This is a genomic window from Bradyrhizobium sp. G127, assembly GCF_021502575.1.
In the GTDB taxonomy this organism is placed as follows: domain Bacteria; phylum Pseudomonadota; class Alphaproteobacteria; order Rhizobiales; family Xanthobacteraceae; genus Afipia.
In genome coordinates this window covers 1,176,891-1,200,107 of the sequence record NZ_JAKFGN010000002.1, presented here as the reverse complement: position 1 = coordinate 1,200,107, position 23,217 = coordinate 1,176,891, and the positions used below count along the sequence as shown (strand labels likewise).

The window sequence follows — 23,217 nt, the reverse complement described above, 5'->3', positions numbered from 1 at the left end:
GCGCTGTCTTCGGCTCGTTTGATTTGCATCAAAAGCCGATTTCCGAAAGCGGCAAGACCCCTTTAACGGAGCGTGCTGCCCTTGCGGCGCATGGCATCGGTCCATTGGGATATCATATCGTTCGTCGCGCTATGCACCATCCCGAACATCGTGGTGCGGACAGGTGAGAATCCCGTGAACTTGAAGATATTTCGTTGCAATGCCCGAATGCCGTGGCTGAGAAAAAACGTCTGATACAGCCATGCCGGCATGCCCATTGTGACAACGATGTGTGCCGAACGGCCTTCCAGCAGCTTCCTGATGCCGCGCTTCTCATAGACGAACGCCGTTCCCGGCCGCATGACCTGTTCAAGGAAGGCCTTGACGAGTGCCGGCATTGTGCCGAGCCAAAGCGGGAACACGATAACGACGTGATCGGCTGAAAGAATGGCGTCTCGTGACGCTTCAAGAGAGGCGGGCAGCGGGCCCGATTCGAACTCGCTCTGTGTCCGCAGAATCGGAAAATCGATTTCGGCGATTTCGATGCGAGTCACACGGTGGCCGGAAGCCGCTGCACCTTCAGCATAAGCGTCCGCAAGCATGTGGCAGAGATGATGCCCGGTGGGGTCCGGATGTCCCTGAAGAATCGTGACTGCTTTTTGCATCTGGTTCACATAATCGCCTGAAAACTGAGTGCCGAGCCTGTACGGCCGCTATTCCAGGCTTTTCAGATATGAAATCAGGTCGCTGATCTGCCCCGGATCGAGCTGGAATACGGGCATGGTTGGATGTCCTGTATAGATACCCTCGGCGAAGGCCTCGGCTAGCGTATCGACCGGATAACGTTTGTGCAGTGTTCGAAAGGGCGGCGCGATCTTGAGTGGGCTGGGTGTCACGCGGTCAATGGAATGGCATCGTGCACAGTTTGTTTGTGCGAAAGTCCGGCCTCGCTGTTCGGCGGGTGACGCTGCGATTGCTGATGTCATCAGGGCAAGTGTGATCGCCATGTAGCCTAAAAGATATTGCATCGTTCACTTCGGTATTTCGGGGGCGAGAATCGTTCTTCGACAATAGTGAGGCATGCGGGCATAGCGCTGTTGACATGCATCAAGGGGGACTCGGGCATCGGAGGTGTTCCCGGCAGCGGCCGAGACGAGAAATGGCGGCATTTTGCCCGGGCTCGCTATTCCTGCATCAATGCCGTGTCGATCCAGAAATGGGATGCAGCGGATTTGTCAGGGTATCCAAAGGAACCTCGTTGCAATACGAACAGCCGATGCACCGGCCGAACGGCTGATCCAGAGTGATCGATGCGCAGCCAAGCCGGGCCGCCAGATCGTTCGCACTGTTCACGATTGTCTTGTCAACTGCATTGCCTGGCACGCGGGCAACTAACAGATTGGCGAGACAGAGTCGCCTGCAGGCATGCATGTCGATGTCGACACGATAGCAAAAAAGGGCGTGTATCATTCCCCGGAGATCGTGAATCGCGATGACCCCTGTTTCTCCCGAAGGAGACTGGCACTGGTGGCGCACAAACTGCACCCACTCGTCGAGTGAAATGCTCGCATCATGCAGGTAGACCAGCGGATAGGCTGATCGCGCATTGTGCAATGTGATCGGAACGGTCCGGAAAAGATCATTCACGAGCGAACTCCTGAAAGATCGGACAAGACTAGAAATGGCGATTTTACCGCATTGATCTACGTCAACGCTGCAGCGCAGCAGGCTCTGATTGCTCGAGCTGAGAATGCACACTGAATATTCGAAGCCAAACCTGCAGCCGCGTCCATCGTTGAATGGAAAGCGGGTCAGTCCTTATTTGGCCAAGATGTACGCGTTGCGATCAGGTCCGGATCGTATTCATGAATCGCTTCATGCAGTCGATGAACGGGGGCGGACCACCGTCACAGTGCAGGGCGCGCGGGATGCGACAGCTGCCGATACGCTGCCTAGGAATTTCCTCTGGACCGAGTGGGCCCGCGCACCCATCACGATATGATCGACATGGTTCGATCGCGCATAGTCGAGCAGGGCCTCGGCCGGATCGATGGCTTCGAGAACGTGATAGGTCATCTTGTGATCGGGCAGACGTAGCGATTCGGCCCAGTGCTTCAATCCGACCAACCGGTTGACGTGCTTGTTGTGACCGCTTTCGTCGAGGGTTCTGTCGATCGCCAGCCGGCTCTGCTTCAGGATGTTGACGCAGGCAACGCGTGCCTGCGGTGCAGTTGTCAACAGGCGCTCCACATTGACGCGTAGCGCTTGCGAAAGTGCATCGGAGCTTTCTGCAAGGTCGATCGCGATCATGATGATCGGGGCGCCGGCACTCTGGTCCGACATCGCGTTTCGCTGAAGCCGGTCGATGGTGTTTTGGTTGAATTTTCCTTTCACATTCTCCCAGAATGACGGGGAGTTGGTCCGCTCTGCACGCGCCGTCAGTTCGATTTGATCGGGATTCTGTAAATCGAATCCCACCTGCGCCGCTGTCGGGTATCGGGCGGCGGGATCGACTTCCAGGCAGTGAAGGACGATTTCCTGCAACCAGAGGGGATAGTCCGGTCGCAGTTTCCGCGGCGGAACGGGCGCTTTCCAGAGCCGCTTCTTCAATCCCTTAAGCGATTGCGGATCACCGAACGGCCGCACCCCGGTTGACAGGAAATAGATCAGGACGCCCAGCGCGAATATATCGCTTCGCGGATCGCGCCTGGTTCCAAGGATTTGCTCCGGCGCCATGTACGGCGCGGTGCCGTACGGCAATCGGAATTCCTCGTCCATCAGGTCCGGAAGCTGGGTGTGATGAGCCAGACCGAAATCGATCAATACAACTTCACCATTGGGGCGGATGAGAATGTTCGAGGGCTTGATGTCAAGATGAATGACATTCTGACGATGAATGTCGTCGATGGCTGCTGCAACACGCGCACCGATACTTGCCACCTCCTCAAAGCCGAGCGGTAGATCGTTCAGGCGCTTCAGCAGCGTCTGTCCCTGAACGTATTCCATCACGATGTAGGGTTGAACGGTGAAATCGCCGGCGGCGATGAACTGCGGAACGTGCGGTCCGGACAACCGAGGCAGGATCATCTGCTCCATCTCGAAGCTGACAATCGCGCTGGGATCCTCGCCCTCAAACAGCAGGGGAACTTTCATGACCAGCGGCATGGTGAGGTCCGGGCGCGTCACCTTCCAGAGGATCGCCATTCCACCGGTATGGAGATTTTCGCCGATCAGAAAGCCATCGATTGTCGAGCCGGGAATGAGCCGTGGCTTTGCCATCGGTCATCGTCCCTTGAGTAACCGGTCGGCGAGACTGTGGGGCAGGCCCGCGGCACGAATCTTCGCAGCAGCCGTGTCAACATCGTAGGGGACACGGTGGTAGGTGATTTCCGAGGCGTGATCATCGAATATCGCGTAGCTGGCTGCAACGTGGCCGTCGCGGGGTTGACCAACCGCACCCAGCACCGAAATCCATCGTCGTTGTTTCAAGAGCGGAATTGCGATACCCGGCACGGGTTGAAAGGATGTCAGCTTTTCCGTGGTCGAGAGTGCATAGATCGCAGGGACGTGGACATGCCCGCAGAACGTCGTGCGCGCGTGCGTGGCATGCAGGCTATGGCGGGCGGCATCGGAACTCGTGACATAGATGAAGCGGGGAGGCGCTGACGCATCACCGTGAACATAGAGCCGTGAGTTGTCCTCGACCGTCATTGGCAGCCGATCCAGAAACTCCCGTGCTTCAGCGTTCAGCTTTGTCCGGGTCCATTCGATCGCAGCTTCTGCGTCCCGATTCATGGAGATAGATGGATCGGAAATGGCCCGGTCGTGATTCCCGACGACCGCAACTGCGCCCTGTTCAACATGCTGACGGACGGTATCCACAACCCATTCGGGCTCAGCGCCGTATCCGACGTAGTCCCCCAGAAACGCGTACCGATCCGCACGGTGCGCCCGAGCGTGATCGAGACAGGCTTCCAGCGCCTGTCTGTTTCCGTGGATGTCGGCAAAGAGCGCCGTCAACATTGGCTCGTTCCAATCAAAAGCCGGGTGATTAAGCATGCGAGCGGAGGAATATTCTTCCGCTTGCGAGCGATGCTGCCTTCCTCGGCCGGGCCTCTTGATATGGGTCAAAGCCAGTCGGCCGCGTCCGCTTCTACAGTAGCCTTACCCTGATTGAGGAGGCAACGATGCACGTGCGGCTTCCGACACTGGATTTTTCTCCATTTTTCAGAGAGATCGAGCGGCAGATCAAGTCCTTGGGACGATCTGCACAATCCTACCATACCGATCCTCAGGTCATCGGCGAAATTGCGCGCGATATCAATCTGTCGGTATCCGAACTGTACTCGCTTGCGGCGAAGGAGGCAGATCAGCCTGGTGGGCTGTTGGACAAGCGATTGACCAGCATCGGCCTTCGGAGCGAGGAGCTTGCCAGATCTCATCCGGAGGTCTTGCGTGATCTGCAGCGGGTTTGCGGGCGTTGTACGTCGAGCGTGACCTGCGCCAACGATTTTGCTCGGTCGGATGGTTTGTCGGACATTCCCAAATACTGTCCCAATGAGCAAACCCTGCAGGCGATCTTGCAGGAAGAAAGCAATGCGGCGAGCAGCTGCCGTTAATCGCGCGGTTGAGCAATGAGAGCTGTCCGATGTGACAGTTGTATTGCGTTGGCAATCGCGCTGCTCACACTGATCCAAGCAAATAGCCGGGTTTTCCTTCTTTTTGCTGGATTTGATCTTAATCAAACCGCAATGCCAAAAAATCAGGGATGCATGGCGATCAGATTTGGTCAGAAGAGTCGCCATGAAAAACCCCCAAGACAAGAAGCTGATGACGTTCGGTGAGGGCAGTCTGGCGGCGCTATTTGCCGTCATGGTGCTTCTCTGCATTATCGCTGCGGCCAATGCACAGGATGAAGCGTTCAGGTTCCATGCGTGGCTTTCCGCTGCTGCAAGCCTCTGGGCTTCATTTGCGATCTTCAATCGCTTCTTCAATCGCTCCGCCACCTTGCCGCCGGCCGAAATCGATGGTCATCCGAACTACAATTTCGGACCGATCAAGTTTTCCGCGGTCATGGCGGTATTCTGGGGAATTGCGGGATTTGCGGTTGGACTTCTGATTGCCTCGCAACTGGCGTGGCCCGCGCTGAATTTCGATCTGCCGTGGACCAGTTTCGGGCGGCTGCGGCCCTTGCACACATCTGCGGTAATCTTTGCATTCGGCGGCAACGTGCTGATCGCGACATCCTTTTATGTCGTGCAGAAAACGTCTCGTGTGCGGCTCGCAGGCGATCTTGCTCCTTGGTTCGTTGTCATCGGCTACAATTTCTTCATCCTGATTGCGGGAACGGGCTATCTGCTTGGGGTCACTCAGTCGAAGGAGTATGCCGAGCCGGAATGGTACGCCGACCTCTGGCTGACGATCGTATGGGTGGCGTATCTGCTGGTGTTTCTTGCCACCCTTATCAAGCGTAAAGAGCCGCACATCTTCGTCGCAAACTGGTTCTACCTCGCGTTCATCATCACGATCGCGGTGCTGCACCTTGGCAATAATCCCGCATTGCCGGTGTCGGTCTTCGGTTCGAAGTCCTACGTCGCGTGGGGTGGCGTTCAGGACGCGATGTTCCAGTGGTGGTACGGGCACAACGCGGTGGGATTCTTCCTCACCGCCGGCTTCCTCGCCATCATGTACTATTTCATTCCAAAGCGCGCAGAGCGGCCGATCTATTCCTATCGTCTCTCGATCATCCATTTCTGGGCTCTGATCTTTCTCTACATCTGGGCCGGTCCGCATCATCTGCACTACACTGCGCTGCCTGACTGGGCGCAAACTCTCGGCATGACGTTCTCCATCATGCTCTGGATGCCGTCGTGGGGTGGCATGATCAACGGCCTGATGACGCTGTCTGGCGCGTGGGACAAGCTGCGCACTGATCCTGTCCTGCGCATGCTGGTCGTTTCGGTCGCCTTCTACGGAATGTCCACGTTCGAAGGGCCGATGATGTCGATCAAGGTCGTCAACTCCCTCAGCCACTACACTGACTGGACTATCGGCCATGTGCATTCCGGTGCGCTTGGCTGGGTCGGTTTCGTCTCCTTCGGAGCGTTGTATTGCCTGGTGCCGTGGCTGTGGAATCGCAAGCAGCTCTACAGCCTGAAGCTTGTGAGCTGGCACTTCTGGATCGCGACCATCGGCATCGTTCTCTACATCTCGGCGATGTGGGTGTCGGGAATCCTGCAGGGTTTGATGTGGCGGGCATATACCTCGCTCGGCTTCCTCGAATACTCGTTCATCGAATCCGTGGAGGCAATGCACCCCTTCTATGTGATCCGGGCGGCGGGAGGAGCGCTGTTCCTGATCGGCTCGCTGATCATGGCCTACAATCTCTGGATGACGGTCCGTACCGAAGACGCTCCGGAAGCATCTGCACGCGTTTCCCTTCGTCCGGCTGAGTGAGGGGGCAAGAGGTTCACAATGTCATTCTGGAATCGTCATCAGATTTTCGAGAAAAATTCGATCATTCTCATCATCGGAATTCTCGTTGTCATCGCAATCGGCGGCCTCGTTGAAATCACACCGCTGTTCTATCTCAAGAGCACGATCGAGAAAGTAGAGGGGATGAGGCCCTATACGCCGCTCGAACTGGCCGGCCGCAACATCTACGTCCGCGAGGGCTGCTATCTCTGCCATTCGCAGATGGTCCGCCCGTTGCGTGACGAGGTGGAGCGTTATGGCCACTATTCCCTGGCCGCCGAAAGCATGTACGACCATCCATTCCAGTGGGGATCGAAGCGCACCGGCCCTGATCTTGCGCGCGTCGGTGCCAAGTATTCCGATGATTGGCATGTTACGCATTTGACCAACCCGCGTGCAATCGTTCCACAGTCGGTGATGCCGGGATATCCATTCCTGTCGGATACTGAGGTCGATCCGGCCAGCCTTCAGGGACATTTGAAGACCAGCAAAGTGATCGGCGTGCCGTATTCCGATGAGCAGATCACCAATGCCGCTGCCGACCTGAAAGCCCAGGCAGATCCTGACAGTGCGGATTCCGATGCGTTCCAGAAGCGTTATCCGAAAGCCGTCGTCCGCAATTTCGACGGCAGGGCCGGAAACCCAACCGAGATGGACGCGCTGATTGCTTATTTGCAGATGCTCGGAACGCTCGTGGATTTCAAACTCTACAACGAAAAAGCCAACTTGCGCTGAGAAGGCAGGCCCATGAAAGCGATTCTAACAGTTCAGAATTTTGCGTCGGATGTCGTGCTGACGTTCTGGACGCCGATCTTCGTCGGAATCTTTCTCGCGATTGCTGCCTACGCGCTTTGGCCTCGCAACAAGGAAACTTTCGACGCGGCGGCGCGGATGCCCCTGCGAGAGGATTGACGGATCATGACCGAACATAAAGATATCGATGCCGTCTCCGGGACTGCAACTACCGGCCACGCATGGGACGGTATCAAGGAACTGAACACGCCCTTGCCTCGGTGGTGGGTGCTGACGTTCTACGCCACCATTATCTGGGCGATCGGATACTGGGTGGTTTATCCGGCATGGCCGTTGATCAGCGGCTATACGGCTGGCGTTTTCAATTACTCCACCCGCGCAGATGTGGCGGTCGAGCTAGGCAATCTGGAAAAGATCCGGGGTGCAAAGATGGTGTCGCTCGGTGCCGCGCCTTTGGCGGAGATTGAAAAAGATCCTGCGTTGCTGGCATTGGCCAGGGCGCGAGGTAAGGTGGTATTTGGCGACAATTGCGCGCCGTGCCATGGCAGCGGCGGCGCCGGCGCCAAGGGTTATCCGAACTTGAACGACGATGAATGGTTGTGGGGCGGTAGCCTCGATCAGATCATGCAGACAATCGAGTTCGGTGTGCGATCCGGGCACGCCAAGGGCCACGAGGGGAACATGCTTGCATTCGGCAAGGATGGTATCCTCAAGAGGGACGAGATCGCCACCGTTGCCAACTATGTGCGGTCACTGTCCGGGCTGCCGCCGAGAAAAGATGCCGATCTTGCTGCTGGACAGAAGATTTTTGCCGAGAATTGCGCCTCCTGCCACGGTGATCTGGGCAAGGGCAATATCGACATGGGCGCGCCCAATCTGACCGACAAGATCTGGCTCTACGGATCGGACGAAGCGACCGTGATCGAGACCATTACCAATGGACGTGCGGGTGTCATGCCCGCGTGGGGAGGGCGGCTTGATCCGGCGACGATCAAGGCCATTACGGTATATGTGCATTCGCTTGGCGGGGGCCGGTGAGGGTCGGAATGCGCGGAATCTAAACGGAATGCGCCGGTTCCCGATGTCTGATTGAGGTGGATCAATCGGGTGTTTTGTACCGGCGCTACGGTAGGTTAGCGAGCATGAGGCCAGCCCCGCCGATGAATAAGATTGTTGTCCCAACCGTTGACGAAGCGGACCAGGAAGGCCCGCTTTATGAGGCGCATAAAAAGGTCTATCCACAGGCCGTATCCGGCACGTTCCGAAGCATCAAATGGAAGCTGATGGCAATTTGCCTTGGCATCTATTACCTGCTGCCGTTCGTGCGGTGGAACCGGGGTCTGGGGGCGCCAAATCAGGCGGTGTTGGTCGATCTTCCAAACAGCCGCTTCTATTTCTTCTTCATCGAGCTGTGGCCGCAGGAAGTTTACTACTTTACTGGCCTTCTGATCGTCGCCGCCCTCACGCTGTTTCTCATGAACGCCATCGGCGGCCGTATCTGGTGCGGCTATCTCTGTCCGCAAACGGTGTGGACCGATCTCTTTTATGCGGTGGAACGGCTGGTCGAAGGTGACCGGCGAACCCGCATGAAGAAGGATGCCGCTGACATCACGCTGCAACGCTTTTTCGAGATCACGGCGAAGCATTCCATCTGGCTGATGATTGCGTGGTGGACCGGCGGCGCATGGGTGCTCTACTTCAACGATGCCCCAACCCTTGTCGGGCAACTGCTGACGTTCAAGGCGCCCATGATCGCGTATATCTGGATCGCGATCCTCACATGCACGACCTATATCCTCGCGGGTTTCATGCGCGAGCAGGTTTGTGTCTACATGTGCCCTTGGCCGCGCATTCAGGCCGCGCTGACCGACGAATGGGCCCTGAATGTCACTTACAAATATGACCGCGGCGAGAAGCGTACGTCGCTGAAGAAAGCGCGCGATTTGCGTGCATTAGGAGAGCCTGTTGGCGATTGTATCGATTGCTATCAGTGTGTAGCGGTATGTCCGACCGGAATCGATATTCGCGATGGTGCACAGCTCGCATGTATTCAATGCGGCCTGTGTATCGACGCCTGCGATACCGTGATGACCAAGATCGGTATGCCGACCCGGTTGATTGGCTACGATAACGACATCAACATTCAGCGCCGCCAGGTGGGAAAGCCGGAAATTTACCGGCTGATCCGGCCGCGCACGATCGCCTATACCGCTCTGATCGCCGGTGTGGGTGCCGTGATGCTGTATGCGCTTTTGACGCGGACCCTGCTCGACATCAACGTGCTGCACGACCGCAATCCGGTGGCCGTCCGGTTGAGCGACGGTTCAATCCGGAATGGCTATACCTTGAGGCTTCTCAACAAGCGGGGATTCGACCGTACTGTTGCAATCGACGTCGATGGCGTTTCTAATCCTACTCTTCATGTCGTGGGGATCGATTCAATCACCCAGGACAGGCCCGCTATCGTGCTGGGGCGGGATCAGACAACCGAATTGCGCGTGCTCGTGACCGCGGCCGCCGACGAAACCCAGAAGTCGGTTCCACTGAAGTTTCGCATCACGGATATCGGTCTCGGGGAAGTCGCGTCGGCCACGGACAATTTCGTGATGCCATGACGAAAGAGGGAAGAAACGCATGAACCATCCGGCCAAACCTGGAAGACCGATCACTGGACGCATGGTCTTCGTCGCAATGGTTGCTTTCTTCGGCATCGTGATTGGCGTCAACATGCTAATGATGAAGCTCGCGATGGACACCTTGCCGGGTACAGAAGTGGACAGCGCCTATCGCGCCAGTCTTGCCTATGAATCCGAAATCAAGGCGGCTCACGACCAGAATCTCCGAGACTGGAAAGTGAATGTCCATATCGAACGGCAAGCAGATGGCCATGCCACATTGCGCGTGGATGCTCATGACAGAAACGGGGCGCCACTCAGGGGCTTGGTGTTCTCCGGCCGGCTTGAGCGGCCAACGGACAAGCGGGCAGACCGGCTGATTGTTCTGGCGGAAAGCGAGAGCGGCACGTATCGCGGACGCGCCTCCGACGTCACGCCGGGACAGTGGGATCTGGTGCTTGAAAGCGATACGGCAGGAAAACGGATGTTCCTGTCGAAAAATCGCGTGCTGTTGAACTAGCGAGACCGTCGCTTGAAAATCGAGCCGCGCAAGGGACGCTGATGGAAGTTCTTATTTATCTCGTACCCTTGGCGCTGGGGCTTGGCCTTGCAGGGCTCATGGGGTTTTTGTGGTCGCTCAAGAGTGGTCAGTACGACGATCTGGACGGTGCCGCCTGGCGCGCAATCGCCGATGATGACCCAAAGGAATAGACGATCGGCGATCGATCCGATTTCCCTCTATCCGTGAATAAGTTAATGCAGGTTGACAACCTGCATTAACGCGTTCGAACGAAGGCTTAAATTAAAATCTCTATTAACTTGCGGCTGCAAGATTGTACCGGGGCGGGCGGAGACCTGCTTCTGCAATATCGGGGCCGTATCACTTGTCGCCATTCAGCACTTTTCTGGACGCGGCCTCTATCGCTCTTACATGGACCGGCATTCCGCTGGCGATAGTGGCATTGACGGCAACCGTCATTCGGATTGTCGAAACCCGGAAACTCGCCCTCAACGCATCGTCGCTTGCGCGCTCGAACATGTTGCTCGAGACCGTCCTTGAAAACATGCCGCACGGTGTATGCATGTTTAACGCGAGCGGGCAGGTCATCGTCAGCAACAGGCATTACGGCGAGATGTATGGCCTCGCCGCACAGCAGACAAAATCCGGAGCGGCATTGTCTGACATCCTTAATGCTCACGTTGCAGCGGGCTACTGTCCGCAGAACGCCGGAAAGTACATCGAAGACTATTTGGCCGGGGCCGCTTTAAGTGAGCCCAGCTACATCGTCAATGAATTCAGCAATGGCGATGTATTTGCGATCAGCCGGCAGCCCATGCCGAATGGAGGGCTGATCGAAGTCCATCAGGATATCACCGACATCCGAATGACGGAGGCGTGGGCAGACGCCACCCGGCAAGAGTTGATGGAAATGCAGTTTGCTATCGATCAGGCGGTGATCGTCGCAGTCACGGATGTGAAGGGACGTATTACCTACGCGAACGACAATTTCTGTCGGATCAGCGGATACAGCCGTGAAGAACTTCTTGGACAAAATCACCGTCTTCTGAACTCGGGCCATCACTCCGAAGCCGTCTTCCGTGACATGTATCGGGAGATTGGAGCGGGTGGAGTGTGGCGCGGCGAGCTTTGCAACAGGGCAAAGGATGGTTCGCTCTACTGGGTCGATACGGTTATTACGGCGCGACTGGGTATCAATGGAAAGCCAATCGCCTATACGGCGATCCGCGTCGACATTACGGCGCGCAAGATGGCTGAGGCGCGGATTTCCTATGCGGCCCGGCACGACTCCCTGACGGGAATTGCCAACCGCACGCTGTTGCAGGAGACGATGGACGAGGCTTCGGCGCGTCTGCGCCTTAACGGCGAGGTTTTCACAATTTTTCTGCTGGACCTTGACGGGTTCAAGTATGTCAATGATACGCTCGGGCATGCTACGGGCGACCAGTTGCTCGCCGAGCTGGCGCACCGTTTGAAGAACTCCCTGCATGACAACGAAACCATCGCGCGGCTCGGCGGCGATGAATTTGCCATTGTCCAGTGCGGCGAGGCGAACCAGCGCGAAGGCGCGATCTCTCTTGCCGTCAGGTTGCTTGAAATCGTCTCCGGACCTTTTGATCTGGAGGGGCATAATATCACAATCGGGACAAGCATTGGCATTGCGCTGGCCCCGGAAAATGGCGGGGATACCGGCGAACTGCTGAAAAAGGCAGATCTCGCTCTTTATCGGGTCAAATCCGAAGGGCGCAACAACTTCAGCTTCTTCGATGAAGAATTGAGTCGCGATGCTTCGTCACGTCTTCAGCTTATCAGCGACATGCGCGCGGCCTTGTCCAGAAAAGAATTCGAGCTGCATTATCAGCCCGTGTTCGATGCCAAGACATCCCGGCCGTGCGGAGTGGAGGCCCTTGTCCGCTGGCGCCACCCCGTTATGGGCCTCATGTCTCCGGATCGGTTCATCTGGCTTGCCGAAGAGACCGGCCTCATGGAGCCGCTGGGCCAATGGATTCTGGAGCAGGCCTGTCTCGATGCGGTCTCATGGCCCGACAACATCAAAGTCGCGGTCAATCTATCCGTTGCGCAGTTCCGCAGCGGCACCTTGTTCGACGTCATACTGTGCGCGCTTGTAGAATCGGGATTATCGCCGGACAGATTGGAACTTGAAATCACCGAATCGCTGCTGCTTCAGAACAAGGAAAGCCACAGCGTTATCATTCAACAGCTCAAGAATATCGGTGTGACGATCGTGCTGGATGATTTTGGAACCGGCTACGCCTCGCTCAGCTATCTGACGATGTTTCCGTTCGACAAGATCAAGATCGACAAGTCGTTCACGCAAGGTCTCTCAAGCCGCGTCGATTGCGCAGCCGTTGTGGCCTCGGTCCTCTCGCTCGCGCGCGGGCTCGACATTGCAGTGACGGCGGAGGGTGTTGAAACCAGGGAGCAATTCGAGCTGTTGCGCGCGGCGGGGGTCAATCAAGTTCAGGGCTATCTCTTTGGCCGGCCGAGTCCGGTGGGCGAGCTCAACTTCACGGCGCTGGAGCGCATCGGTCAATCGGGAGTTGCTGCATGATCGGGCTGCTTTACAGGTCGTTCATTCCGGCCCGGATCGTCCCGTTCTTGGGAAGACGCGGGTGAGCAAGTATCATAGCCTGATTGACGAACTGGAAGACGTCATCGCGGGCAATGATATTGGCCATCGCGCCAAGATGCTGCGGCGTGTGACAGACTTGTTTGTTGTGACATCAGGGAAGTTGTCCGACGAGCAAATGGATTTGTTCGACGATGTCATGAATCGACTCGTTGACGAGATCGATACCGCGGCCCGCGCCTCCTTCGGAGACGTGCTGGCGGCGATTCCCGATGCGCCACGGAAAATCGTTCATCGGATGGCGATGGATGATGCAATTGGGGTTGCCGGCCCTATCCTCTCGCGTTCCGCTTGCGTTAGCGAGAGAACGCTTGTTGAAAGCGCAGAGACAAAGAGCCAGGCGCATCTCTTTGCCATCTCCCTGCGCAAGACGTTGTCTGAGCCCGTCACCGATATTCTTGTGGGGCGGGGAAACCGGGATGTCGTTCTCAGTACAGCGGGAAATCCCGGCGCGGCGTTCTCCGAACTTGGCTATTCTACATTGGTTGAGCGATCCGCCCGTAACGACGAGCTTGCAGCGCGCATCTGGTTGCGTCCGGAGATTCCGAGGCAACATCTTCTGAAGCTTTTCGCCGAGGCCTCTGATTCCGTGAAACTTGAATTGACACGGAAGGATCCGTCCAAAGCCGCACTCATCGCTGATACCATTATACAGGCATCGAGTAGGATTCAGGCACGGACGCGAGGAGATTCGGCCCGCCATGCAGCGGCGCATGCTCTTATTCGATCATTGCATGAAACAAACGAACTCACTGAAGCCAGGCTAGCGGAATTCGCCCATAACAGGCAGTTTGACGAAGTGGTCATTGCGCTATCGCATATGGGCGATCTGCCCATCAATCTGGTCGAGCGCGCGTTCATGAACGACCGGCCGGAGCAAATCATTGTTCTGGCAAAGGCCAATGACATGTCGTGGGAAACGACAAAGGCAATTCTGATGCTTCAGGACAACACGCACGGCTCAGCGCGCAGGTGCGACAGATATTTGGAGACTTTCATGCGCCTGAAAGCGGAAACCGCAAAGAAAGCTCTCGGATTTTATCGTTTGCGCGAGAGAGCCGCAATGCAGCGATCCGAAGAAGCCGGCTAGTCCAGGGATCCGATGCGCTTTAATTCCGGAAGGTTCAGAACCTGAAGGATGCCGGAAGAAAATTCGACGAGACCCTGATCGCGAAACAGACCGATCACGCGGCTGACATGAACCGATGTGAGCCCGACCGCATCGGCGATGTGCTGTTGGCGCAGAGGCAAACGATAACGCTGGTCCCGAATTACGCTTCTGGCGGCAATCCTCTGCATGAGATGCAGGAATAAATAGGCGATCCGCTCCTCAGCGGATCGTTGGCCAAGTGCGGTCATTAAGCCGTCAGAGCTATAGGTTTCAGCCGCGCAGGATTCGGCGAGCGCCGTGATCATGCGGGGGTCATGGGCGCATCTCGCTTGAACCTCGGAGCGTCTGAAGCCGCTCAGCCGCGCTTCTGTCAATGCCTGGGCGGAAAAATTCGGCCGCTCCTCAAACACCGCAACGGTGGAGAAGAGATCTCCTGGCAGCAGGAAATTCAGTATCTGCCTTCGGCCGTTCGATAGCTGAAAGAAGCGGAATGCCCAGCCATCGCAGAGAACGAATACGTCCTCGGAGGTCTGATTTCGAACCATGATCTGCTCGCCGGGACGGGCGGCCCGGTAGTGCTGCCAATTGGGCTTTTGCTGGCGATGGGTTTCTTCAGTGGAATGCAATAGCGCGCCACAGAATCCAAACTTTCGATTTGGACATGTTACGCACGGCCAGTCCGTTGGCATCAAAGCACTTTCAATTCATAACGTTGTAAAAAACGACTGAAATAAGTAATGCCGATTACAGTAATTTTTCCAACATATTTTTCATAACGGGCGATATACGGCACCGATACGCAGAATAAATATCCTGCAAACGAAGCTATTTTGCCTGCTACCGCAGTTTGTGCTGCTGCGTCTTAATGTAGATCAACAATCTGCATCAAATCGGACCTGTGAGCCGTTAACGCAACTTTGCTAAAAAAACAAACCAGCATTTTAAGACCTATGACGACGGAAATTTCAGTTTGTCATTGCCGCACCTTCGCACCGTCGCCCGTCAGTTGTTGCTTCCCCAGAATACAACTCGAGGACATGAGCATGGCTGCAAGTGCACCTATTGTTACGACGGAGGCGGGATCAATCAATGCCGCCCAGGACCGCGAGATACGGATGCGCTTTATGCGCATCGACGACCGTACAGGAGAATTGCTGCGTGCATTCTGGGTGGTTGTAGAGCCCGCATTGCCGGAGGTGCTGGAAGGATTTTATCAGCACATCACCAGCGTACCTCAGCTTGCACGCTTGGTCGGCAGCGATATACCCCGTCTCAAATCAGCGCAGGGATCGCACTGGAAGCGCCTGTTCAACGGCCGCTTCGATGATGAGTATTTGCAGGGTGTTCGCACCATCGGGCTCATCCATAACAAGATCGGTCTGGAGCCGCGCTGGTATATCGGCGGTTATAATTTCGTTCTCAGCCGCCTCGCCGTTCTTGCGACCGACAAATATCGCTGGAGGCAGAAGCATCTTTCGGAGGTGCTGACGGCGCTGAACTGTGCCGTGATGCTGGATATGGACATTGCCATTTCGGTTTATCAAGAAGCGATGCTGCTGGAGCGTCAAAGACAGCAGGACAAAATCTCTGCCGCGATCCAGCAATTCGATGGTCAGATGAAGATCATTCTCAAGACCGTCAGCGGCGCGGCTGCGAACATGCAGAATGTCGCCAACGCCCTCGCTGCCACTGCTGAGGAATCGACCCAGCAGGCAACGTCGGTTGCGGCTGCATCGGAAGAGGCATCTGAAAATGTGCAGGCTGTTGCTGCCGCGACCGAAGAACTGACGTCTTCGGTTACGGAAATCTGCCGCCAGGTCTCGGAGTCCACCAAGGCTGCTGGCAACGCAGTTGTGCAGGCGAACCGTTCCAGTTCCACAATGCAAAGTCTCTCGGAGGCGGCACAGCGGATTGGCGATGTCGTCAAGTTGATAGCGTCGGTTGCGGAGCAGACCAATTTGCTTGCTCTCAATGCGACCATTGAAGCGGCGCGGGCAGGAGAAGCCGGCAGGGGCTTTGCGGTTGTTGCTCAGGAAGTTAAAGCCCTTGCAGCTCAAACCGCAAAGGCGACAGAGGAAATCAGCCAGCAAATTTCGGCGATCCAGGAAGCGACCAAGGATTCCGTCGGAAGCATTCAGGAGATCGGTGCGACAATCGCCTTGGTCAATGAGTTCGCAGCAGCGACGGCGGCGGCTGTTGAGGAACAAGGAAACGCAACCGCAGAAATCGCCCGCAATATCCAGGAGGCTGCGCGAGGCACCCAGGAGGTCTCACGCAACATCAGCGGGGTCAGCCAGGTTGCAAGCGAGAATGGTCAAACCGCCACCTCGTTGTTGTCGGCGGCAAACGAACTGTCGCGGGAATCGGAGATGCTCCGCAGTCATGTCGAAGGGTTCTTCGCGGCCATCCGGGCAGCGTGAAGCCGATAGCAGCTGAAATCGTATTCCGATCTATGCGCCGGCAGAAGAGTCATGCATCGACCACATGACTTTGAGTGGCTCCGTCCCGGATATGTATCTCTGTGCCCATTTTCCAAGCATGACATGGCAGGATTGCTTTTCCCGCTCCACATAATTGCGGCGTCGTGATGCTGGCGTTCCCCTCAAACGCCCGATAGCTTTGTATTGGATGATTGTCTAAATTTGTTCGAAGGATTTGGATAACGATTGTGGGGGCGACGATGAGCTTGCAGGTCGTTTCTGGCATTTCGCGGTGCTTCAGCCCAATTCAGAACAGGTTGCTTCTGGCCATTTTCTCAGTGTCGGTCGCGTCGGTTTTGAGCAGTTGCGAGAAGCCCTCCCAACCCGCGGCCGCCACCGCGCCCCCCGTTACGGTTGCCCAACCGGCCAAGCGAACGGTGACGGATTGGGACGAATTCACCGGCCGGTTTGACGCCATTGAACAGGTGCAGGTCCGGGCCCGTGTCACCGGCTTTGTCACAAGCGTGGAATTCAAGGACGGCGCAATCGTCAAGACCGGCGACCTCCTGTACGTGATCGACCCCCGTCAATATGAAGCGGTCGCCGAGCAGGCGCGCGGCCAACTTGCCGATGCCAAGGCCCGGGTCGAACTGGCGCAACGTGAGCTTGAGCGCGCGCAGCAATTGATCAAGACGCAGGCGGTCGCGGAAACAATTGTCGACCAGCGCCGTCAGCAGCTTCAATCGGCTGAGGCGGCTGTCCTGCAAGCGGAAGGCGCATTGCAGCGCGCGGATCTTGATGTCGAATTCACCAAGGTAAAGGCGCCGATTGACGGCCGTATCAGCCGTCATCTGGTGTCGGTCGGTAATCTCGTGCAGGGTAGCGAGAGCGGGGCGACGCTCCTCACATCGATTGTCTCGGTCAATCCGATCTATGTCTATTTCGACATGGATGAATCGATCTATCTCAAGAACAGCAGGTTGTGGTTCGAAGGGCGCCGGCCGAGTTCGCGCGACACGGCAAATCCCGTGCACGTGATGCTTTCGGGCGAGACCAAACCTTCGCATGAAGGCGCGATGGATTTTCTCGACAACCGGCTAGACGTCGGGACCGGCACGCTGCGGGGCCGTGCCCTGGTGAACAATCAGGATCAGTCGATCCTTCCCGGGCAGTTTGCGCGCGTGCGCGTTCTCGGCAGCGCGCCTTATGAGGCATTGTTGCTGCCCGATACCGCTATTGCGACGGATCAGTCGCGCAAAATCGTATTTGTCGTAAAGGCGGATGATACAGTCGAGGCGAGGCCGGTGGTCCTCGGATCGTTGGATGGCGGTCTGCGTGTTGTTCGCGAAGGGTTAAAGCCCGACGATCGCGTGGTCGTCGAAGGACTTCAGCGTGTGCGCATCGGGGCCAAGGTCGCGCCACATGCGGCTAGTGGTGGCAAGCCATGAATTTGGGGCGCCTTTCCATAAACCAGCCGATCCTGGCGATGGTCTTGTCGATCGTGCTGCTTATCGTCGGCGCGATTGCCTATACGACTTTGCCGGTGGCGGAATATCCGCAGGTGGCGCCGCCGACGGTGGTCATCACGACGCAGTATCCCGGCGCCTCGGCGCAAACCGTCTCGGACACGGTTGCAACCCCCATCGAGCAGGAGATCAACGGTGTCGAGGACATGCTGTATCTTTACAGCCAGGCGACCTCCAACGGCCAGTTGACCATTACTGTGACGTTCAAGCTGGGCACCGACCTCGATAAGGCTCAGGTACTGGTACAGAACAGGGTGGCAATCGCGCAGCCCCGGCTTCCTGAAGAAGTCCAGCGCAACGGCGTCACGACGCGCAAAAACAGCCCCGACCTGATGATGGTCGTGTTTATGCTGTCGCCCGACGACACCTACGATCAGCTCTATATCTCCAACTATGCGCTACGTCAGGTTCGTGACCAGTTGCTGCGGCTTGACGGCGTCGGCGACATCCAGATCTTTGCCGCGCGTGACTATTCGATGCGGCTGTGGCTGGACCCGGACAAGATCGCAACGCTTGGCATGACGGCGGGTGACGTGCTGGCTGCGATCCGGGCGCAGAATTTGCAGGTCACGGGTGGTCAAATCGCGGAGCCCCCGATCGCCGATCGTGCATTTCAGCCCAATCTCACGTTCACGGGGCGACTGAAGGATCAGGCACAGTTCGAGGACATTGTGCTGAAGGCCGGCGACGACGGCCGCACCGTGCGGCTGCGCGATGTCGCGCGTGTCGAGCTGGGCGCGCTCAGTTCCACCACCAACGGTTTCCTGCTGCGCAAGGAAGCCGTCGCGTTGTTGGTTTTTCAGCGGCCCGGCTCGAATGCGTTGGCAACGGCCAAAAGCATCTCGGATACGATGGTCAAGCTCAAGGCCGAATTCCCGAAGGGCTTGGACTACAATATCGGCTACAACCCGACAGAGTTCATCGCGCAATCGGTCTCTGAATTGATCAAGACCATCTATGAGGCGATGGTGCTGGTCGTCATCGTGGTGCTGGTGTTCCTACAGGGCTGGCGCCCGGCGATCATTCCGATCATAGCCATACCGGTCTCGCTGGTCGGCACCTTTGCAGTGATGGCGGCTCTTGGATTCTCGATCAACAATCTCACGTTGTTTGGGCTCGTCCTGGCCGTGGGCATTGTGGTCGATGACGCCATCGTGGTGGTCGAGAACGTGGAGCGGCATCTCGGCGCGGGTATGAGCCGGCGAGATGCCGCACTGATTACCATGCAGGAGGTCGGCGGGGCGTTGGTGTCGATCGCGCTGGTGCTGTGCGCGGTATTCGTACCCACCGCATTTCTCGGTGGTATCTCCGGTCAATTCTTCCAGCAATTCGCGATCACGATTGCCGTCGCGACTGCAATCTCTTGTTTCTGCTCACTCACGCTGTCGCCGGCGCTGGCTTCGCTGATCCTGGAGCCGCATCACGAAAAGAAGCCGCCGGCCAGTTGGAATTTTATCGCGCGGGGGTGGAACGCTTTCACCGGCGTATTCAACCGAGGTTTCGACCGGCTGTCCCACGGTTACGGCAGCCTTGCCGGTTTCATAATTCGGCACTCGGCATTGATGTTGCTGCTTTATGCTGTGTTGATCGGCTCGGCGGGATGGCTGCTTTACACAACGCCGCAAGGCTTTATCCCGGCACAGGACCGAGGCTATGTCATCGTCGCGGTGCAATTGCCGGGGGCTGCTTCCTTGGCGCGCACCACGGCAGTTGTGAAGGAAATCGAGCGGATTGCACTGGATACGCCCGGCGTGGTCCGTGTGCCAGCGCTGGCGGGTCTGTCCGGTGCGACACGCACCCAGTCCGGGAATGCCGCGGCGCTGTTTCCGGTGTTTGACGAGCCCGAGGCCCGGATAAAGAAAGGCCTGTCCGCCAACGTCATTACTGCGGAGCTGCGCAAGCGGCTGTCGGTCATTGAGGGCGCCTTTATCATTGTTGTGCCGCCGCCCGCGGTGCCGGGTATCGGCACCGGCGGCGGGTTTACGATGCGGATCGAGGATCGTCAGGGCCGGGGGCCAGAGCTACTGGCGGCCGCGACCGACGAGTTGGTGGCTGCGGCGCGCAAGGCGCCGGGCCTCACGGCGGTGTTTTCGCCATTTACAGCCAACACGCCGCAGGTGTTTGTCGAGATCGATCGGCTCAAGGCGCAGATGCTTGGCGTACCGATCCAGAACGTCACCGAGGCGATCGAGACCTACTTTGGCTCAGCCTACGTCAACGACTTCAACATCCTCGGCCGCACCTATCACGTCACCGCCCAGGCCGATCTGCCATTCCGCAAGGAGACGTCCGATCTGGCGCGGTTGCGCACCCGCAACAAGGCTGGCGACATGGTGCTCCTGGGCAGTGTCGTGAATTTCAGCGACACCTCCGGGCCGGACCGTGTAGCGCGTTACAACCTGTATCCGGCGTCGGAGGTGCAGGGCGATACGTTGCCGGGCACTAGTTCCGCGACTGCCCTCAACATCATGCAGAAGATTGCCGACGAAACGTTGCCGAGCGGTTTCGCGTTCGAATGGACCGACCTTTCCTACCAGCAGGCGACCGGGGCCAATGCCGGCCTGTACGTATTTCCGATCTGCGTGCTGTTCGTCTATCTGGTGCTGGCCGCGCAGTATGGCAGCTGGACGCTGCCGTTCGCAGTGATCCTGATCGTGCCGATGTGTCTGCTGGCGGCGACCATCGGCGTGCGTATCATGGGGCAGGATGTCAATATCCTCACCCAAATCGGCTTCGTGGTGCTGGTCGGGCTCGCCGCGAAGAACGCTATCCTGATCGTCGAATTTGCCCGCGATATCGAGCGCGAAGGTCATAACCAGCTTGACGCGGTGATCGAGGCCTGCCGGCTGCGTATCCGGCCGATCCTGATGACGTCCTTCGCGTTCATTCTTGGCGTTCTGCCGCTGGTGATTTCATCCGGCTCGGGGTCGGAGATGAGGCAGGCGGTGGGAGTGGCAGTCTTCTTCGGGATGCTCGGGGTTACGCTGTTCGGGCTGGTCTTTACACCCATCTTCTACATGCTGGTGCGAAGGCTTTTCCCGGGCAGCGTCGAAATTCCATCCAAGAAGGCCGAATTGCCTGATCCCGTCGGAAGCTGAGTGGCAAGGTCGCTACTGGGCCGGTTGCACCATCTGTTCCGCCAGAACACATCGTGCGATGCGGCCCGCTCCGATCTCTATGTTGGGTGGCATCGCTTCGAGACAGCGGGCTTGCGCGAAGTCACAACGAGGCGCGAACGAACAGTTGACCGGCGCTTTGTCGAGCGAGGGCGGTGTGCCGGGGATGGTCTCCAGCCGCGCGCCGCGTTTGGCGCCATGAACGGTGGATGCAAGAAGTCCGCGTGGGTAAGGATGAATTGGCGCCTTTACAATCTGGCTGGTCGTTCCGGTTTCGACGATTTGTCCCGCATACATCACTGCCACGCGATCGCAGATCTCGATGGCGACGCCAATGTCGTGGGTGACGAAGATCACCGACATGCCGAATTCGCGTTGTAACTCGCGCAGTAACAGCAGGATCTGGATCTGTACCGTGGCGTCGAGCGCGGTGGTTGGCTCGTCCGCCAGCAGGATTTTAGGCTTGCAGGCGAGCGCGAGTGCGATCATGGCCCGCTGACGCATGCCGCCGGACATCTCGTGCGGATAGGCATCCAGTCTGCGCTTGGCGGAAGGAATGCGCACAACCTCGAGCATTTCCAGCGCACGCGCCATTGCGTCGGTATGGCTCTTGCCCTCGTGGCGCATCACACTTTCCGCGATCTGATGGCCGATGGTGTAGACAGGATCGAGGGCCAGCGCGGGCTCCTGGAAGATCATCGAGACCGTCCGACCGCGGAAGGCCAAAAGTTCATCGTCGTTCAGCGCCAGGACGTCGCGTCCTGCGACCTGAACGCTGCCGGTTATGGTCGTGCGCTTCTTTGGCAGCAAGCGCATCAGGGCGCGCAGCGTGACGCTCTTGCCGGAGCCGGATTCACCGAGAAGGCCGACAACTTCACCTTCGCCGAGTGACAGGTTGATGCCGTTCACTGCATAGACTGTGCGCTCGCCGGTGAAGCGGACACTGAGATCGCGGATGTCGATGAGATTTGTCATGTCAATTCGGCGCTCCTCACAGATTGCGCGGCCGGAGCGCGGCTATGGCCCGAACCTGGAATGGACATGTAGCAGGCCACCTGATGTCCCATCTCGTCGATGTCCGTCAATTTCGGCCCGGCCTCCGAGCAGAGCGGCTCCGCAAACGGGCAACGGGTGTGAAACCGGCAGCCGGCCGGAGGATCGATGGGATTAGGCGGATCGCCTGTAATAGGTGGCGTTTCGGTGCGCCTGTCGGGATCGGAAGAAGGCATCGCTGCCAGCAATGCGCGGGTATAGGGATGTGCTGGCGCATCCCACACCTCATCAACCGGACCGAGTTCGACCACTTCTCCGAGATACATCACCAGCACGCGATCGGAAATATATCGCACCACATTCAGGTCGTGGCTGATGAAAAGATAAGTTAGTCCAAATTCACGTTTAAGATCGACGAGGAGGTTGAGCACCTGCGCCTCGACGGATTTGTCGAGCGCGGACACCGCCTCGTCGAGGATCACAAGGCGCGGTGAGAGCGCGAGCGCGCGCGCGATATTGACCCGCTGGCGCTGGCCGCCGGATATTTCATGGGGGTAGCGATTGGCGAAGATCTCGGGGCGTAATCCGACTTTTCCCAGCAATTCCTGCGCGAGTGCGCGTGCGGCGCCATCGTCCATCCCGTGGACTTTGGGGCCGAAGGCAATCGATTCCTCGATGGTCAGACGTGGATTGAGCGAGGCGTAGCTGTCCTGGAACACCATCTGCATGGCGCGGCGCAATTCGCGTAGCGACAGGGCGCGCCCCACCAACATGCCATCATAGATAAACTCGCCCGCATCGCGTGGCATCAAGTGCATCAGAAGCCGTGCCGTGGTGGATTTGCCGCAGCCGGATTCGCCGACGATTCCCACCGTCTCGCCCTTGGCGATCGAGAACGTCACGTTGTCGACGGCACGGACTGTCTTGCCCTTGCTGAAAAGGCCGCCGCGAACCGGGAAATGTTTGGTCAGTCCCGTGACCTGCAGCAACGGCTGCGCTTTGCCGCCGCGATCTTCGATCGGATCCAGCATATCGATGGATTGAGATGTGTCTGTCATGG

At 57.6% G+C, this 23,217-nt stretch carries 21 protein-coding genes; 13 read left to right on the top strand and 8 right to left on the bottom strand.

Annotated elements, in window-relative coordinates; translation table 11 throughout:
- Nucleotides 1–62: 62 nt before the first annotated feature.
- From LVY71_RS17820 to LVY71_RS17800, 5 genes are all read right to left on the bottom strand, one after another.
- Nucleotides 63–644 (bottom strand): NAD(P)H-dependent oxidoreductase, encoded by a 582-nt coding sequence (locus LVY71_RS17820; protein WP_235101181.1) that lies wholly within the window; start codon nt 642–644, stop codon nt 63–65.
- Nucleotides 645–692: 48 nt separating this feature from the next.
- Nucleotides 693–1,007 carry a c-type cytochrome gene (locus LVY71_RS17815; RefSeq protein WP_235101180.1) on the bottom strand — a complete coding sequence of 105 codons (315 nt, stop codon included), beginning with the start codon at nt 1,005–1,007 and terminating at the stop codon, nt 693–695.
- A 166-nt stretch (nt 1,008–1,173) separates the two neighbouring features.
- A complete protein-coding gene (locus LVY71_RS17810) occupies nt 1,174–1,626 on the bottom strand; it encodes a hypothetical protein (protein ID WP_235101179.1) in 453 nt (150 codons plus the stop codon).
- 228 nt (nt 1,627–1,854) lie between these two features.
- The gene (locus tag LVY71_RS17805) at nt 1,855–3,258 is read right to left on the bottom strand and encodes a bifunctional serine/threonine-protein kinase/universal stress protein (protein ID WP_235101178.1); all 1,404 of its coding nucleotides are present in this window, start codon (nt 3,256–3,258) and stop codon (nt 1,855–1,857) included.
- Between the two features lie 3 nt (nt 3,259–3,261).
- Nucleotides 3,262–4,002 (bottom strand): metallophosphoesterase family protein, encoded by a 741-nt coding sequence (locus tag LVY71_RS17800; protein WP_235101177.1) that lies wholly within the window; start codon nt 4,000–4,002, stop codon nt 3,262–3,264.
- 164 nt (nt 4,003–4,166) lie between these two features.
- Here LVY71_RS17800 and LVY71_RS17795 point away from each other — a divergent pair, with 164 nt between their 5' ends.
- From LVY71_RS17795 to LVY71_RS17750, 10 genes are all read left to right on the top strand, one after another.
- On the top strand, nt 4,167–4,598 hold the full coding sequence (locus LVY71_RS17795; protein ID WP_235101176.1) for a DUF6455 family protein: 432 nt from the start codon (nt 4,167–4,169) through the stop codon (nt 4,596–4,598).
- Between the two features lie 184 nt (nt 4,599–4,782).
- Complete coding sequence (gene ccoN, locus LVY71_RS17790) at nt 4,783–6,435, top strand: cytochrome-c oxidase, cbb3-type subunit I (RefSeq protein WP_502797588.1); 1,653 nt, start codon at nt 4,783–4,785, stop codon at nt 6,433–6,435.
- Between the two features lie 18 nt (nt 6,436–6,453).
- Nucleotides 6,454–7,188 carry a cytochrome-c oxidase, cbb3-type subunit II gene (ccoO, locus tag LVY71_RS17785; protein ID WP_235101175.1) on the top strand — a complete coding sequence of 245 codons (735 nt, stop codon included), beginning with the start codon at nt 6,454–6,456 and terminating at the stop codon, nt 7,186–7,188.
- 12 nt (nt 7,189–7,200) lie between these two features.
- Nucleotides 7,201–7,365, top strand: a complete 165-nt coding sequence (locus tag LVY71_RS17780) for a cbb3-type cytochrome c oxidase subunit 3 (protein ID WP_235101174.1) — start codon at nt 7,201–7,203, stop codon at nt 7,363–7,365.
- A 6-nt stretch (nt 7,366–7,371) separates the two neighbouring features.
- The gene (ccoP, locus tag LVY71_RS17775; RefSeq protein WP_235101173.1) at nt 7,372–8,244 is read left to right on the top strand and encodes a cytochrome-c oxidase, cbb3-type subunit III; all 873 of its coding nucleotides are present in this window, start codon (nt 7,372–7,374) and stop codon (nt 8,242–8,244) included.
- A gap of 122 nt (nt 8,245–8,366) precedes the next feature.
- On the top strand, nt 8,367–9,821 hold the full coding sequence (ccoG, locus tag LVY71_RS17770) for a cytochrome c oxidase accessory protein CcoG (RefSeq protein WP_235101172.1): 1,455 nt from the start codon (nt 8,367–8,369) through the stop codon (nt 9,819–9,821).
- A gap of 19 nt (nt 9,822–9,840) precedes the next feature.
- On the top strand, nt 9,841–10,341 hold the full coding sequence (locus tag LVY71_RS17765) for a FixH family protein (RefSeq protein WP_235101171.1): 501 nt from the start codon (nt 9,841–9,843) through the stop codon (nt 10,339–10,341).
- A 41-nt stretch (nt 10,342–10,382) separates the two neighbouring features.
- Nucleotides 10,383–10,532, top strand: coding sequence for a cbb3-type cytochrome oxidase assembly protein CcoS (gene ccoS / locus LVY71_RS17760; RefSeq protein ID WP_235101170.1), 150 nt, complete (start codon nt 10,383–10,385; stop codon nt 10,530–10,532).
- Nucleotides 10,533–10,705: 173 nt separating this feature from the next.
- Nucleotides 10,706–12,913, top strand: a complete 2,208-nt coding sequence (locus LVY71_RS17755) for an EAL domain-containing protein (protein WP_235101169.1) — start codon at nt 10,706–10,708, stop codon at nt 12,911–12,913.
- Between the two features lie 61 nt (nt 12,914–12,974).
- Entirely contained in the window at nt 12,975–14,081 is a 1,107-nt protein-coding gene (locus tag LVY71_RS17750) for a DUF2336 domain-containing protein (protein WP_235101168.1), read from the top strand.
- Here LVY71_RS17750 and LVY71_RS17745 read toward each other — a convergent pair.
- On the bottom strand, nt 14,078–14,728 hold the full coding sequence (locus LVY71_RS17745) for a Crp/Fnr family transcriptional regulator (RefSeq protein WP_235101167.1): 651 nt from the start codon (nt 14,726–14,728) through the stop codon (nt 14,078–14,080). The two genes, LVY71_RS17750 and LVY71_RS17745, sit on opposite strands and share 4 nt — an antisense overlap.
- Before the next feature lie 417 nt (nt 14,729–15,145).
- Here LVY71_RS17745 and LVY71_RS17740 point away from each other — a divergent pair, with 417 nt between their 5' ends.
- The 3 genes from LVY71_RS17740 (at nt 15,146) to LVY71_RS17730 (ending at nt 21,146) form a co-directional block, all read left to right on the top strand.
- Complete coding sequence (locus LVY71_RS17740) at nt 15,146–16,522, top strand: globin-coupled sensor protein (RefSeq protein ID WP_235101166.1); 1,377 nt, start codon at nt 15,146–15,148, stop codon at nt 16,520–16,522.
- A 260-nt stretch (nt 16,523–16,782) separates the two neighbouring features.
- Entirely contained in the window at nt 16,783–17,970 is a 1,188-nt protein-coding gene (locus LVY71_RS17735; RefSeq protein ID WP_235101165.1) for an efflux RND transporter periplasmic adaptor subunit, read from the top strand.
- On the top strand, nt 17,967–21,146 hold the full coding sequence (locus tag LVY71_RS17730) for an efflux RND transporter permease subunit (protein ID WP_235101164.1): 3,180 nt from the start codon (nt 17,967–17,969) through the stop codon (nt 21,144–21,146). Before LVY71_RS17735 ends, LVY71_RS17730 begins: the two co-directional genes overlap by 4 nt.
- 12 nt (nt 21,147–21,158) lie before the next feature.
- Here LVY71_RS17730 and LVY71_RS17725 read toward each other — a convergent pair whose 3' ends face one another.
- Nucleotides 21,159–22,139: an ABC transporter ATP-binding protein gene (locus LVY71_RS17725; RefSeq protein WP_235101163.1), complete on the bottom strand. Its 981-nt coding sequence runs from the start codon at nt 22,137–22,139 to the stop codon at nt 21,159–21,161.
- Entirely contained in the window at nt 22,136–23,215 is a 1,080-nt protein-coding gene (locus LVY71_RS17720; RefSeq protein ID WP_235101162.1) for an ABC transporter ATP-binding protein, read from the bottom strand. The genes LVY71_RS17725 and LVY71_RS17720 overlap by 4 nt, the downstream gene beginning before the upstream one ends.
- Between the last annotated feature and the right edge of the window lie 2 nt (nt 23,216–23,217).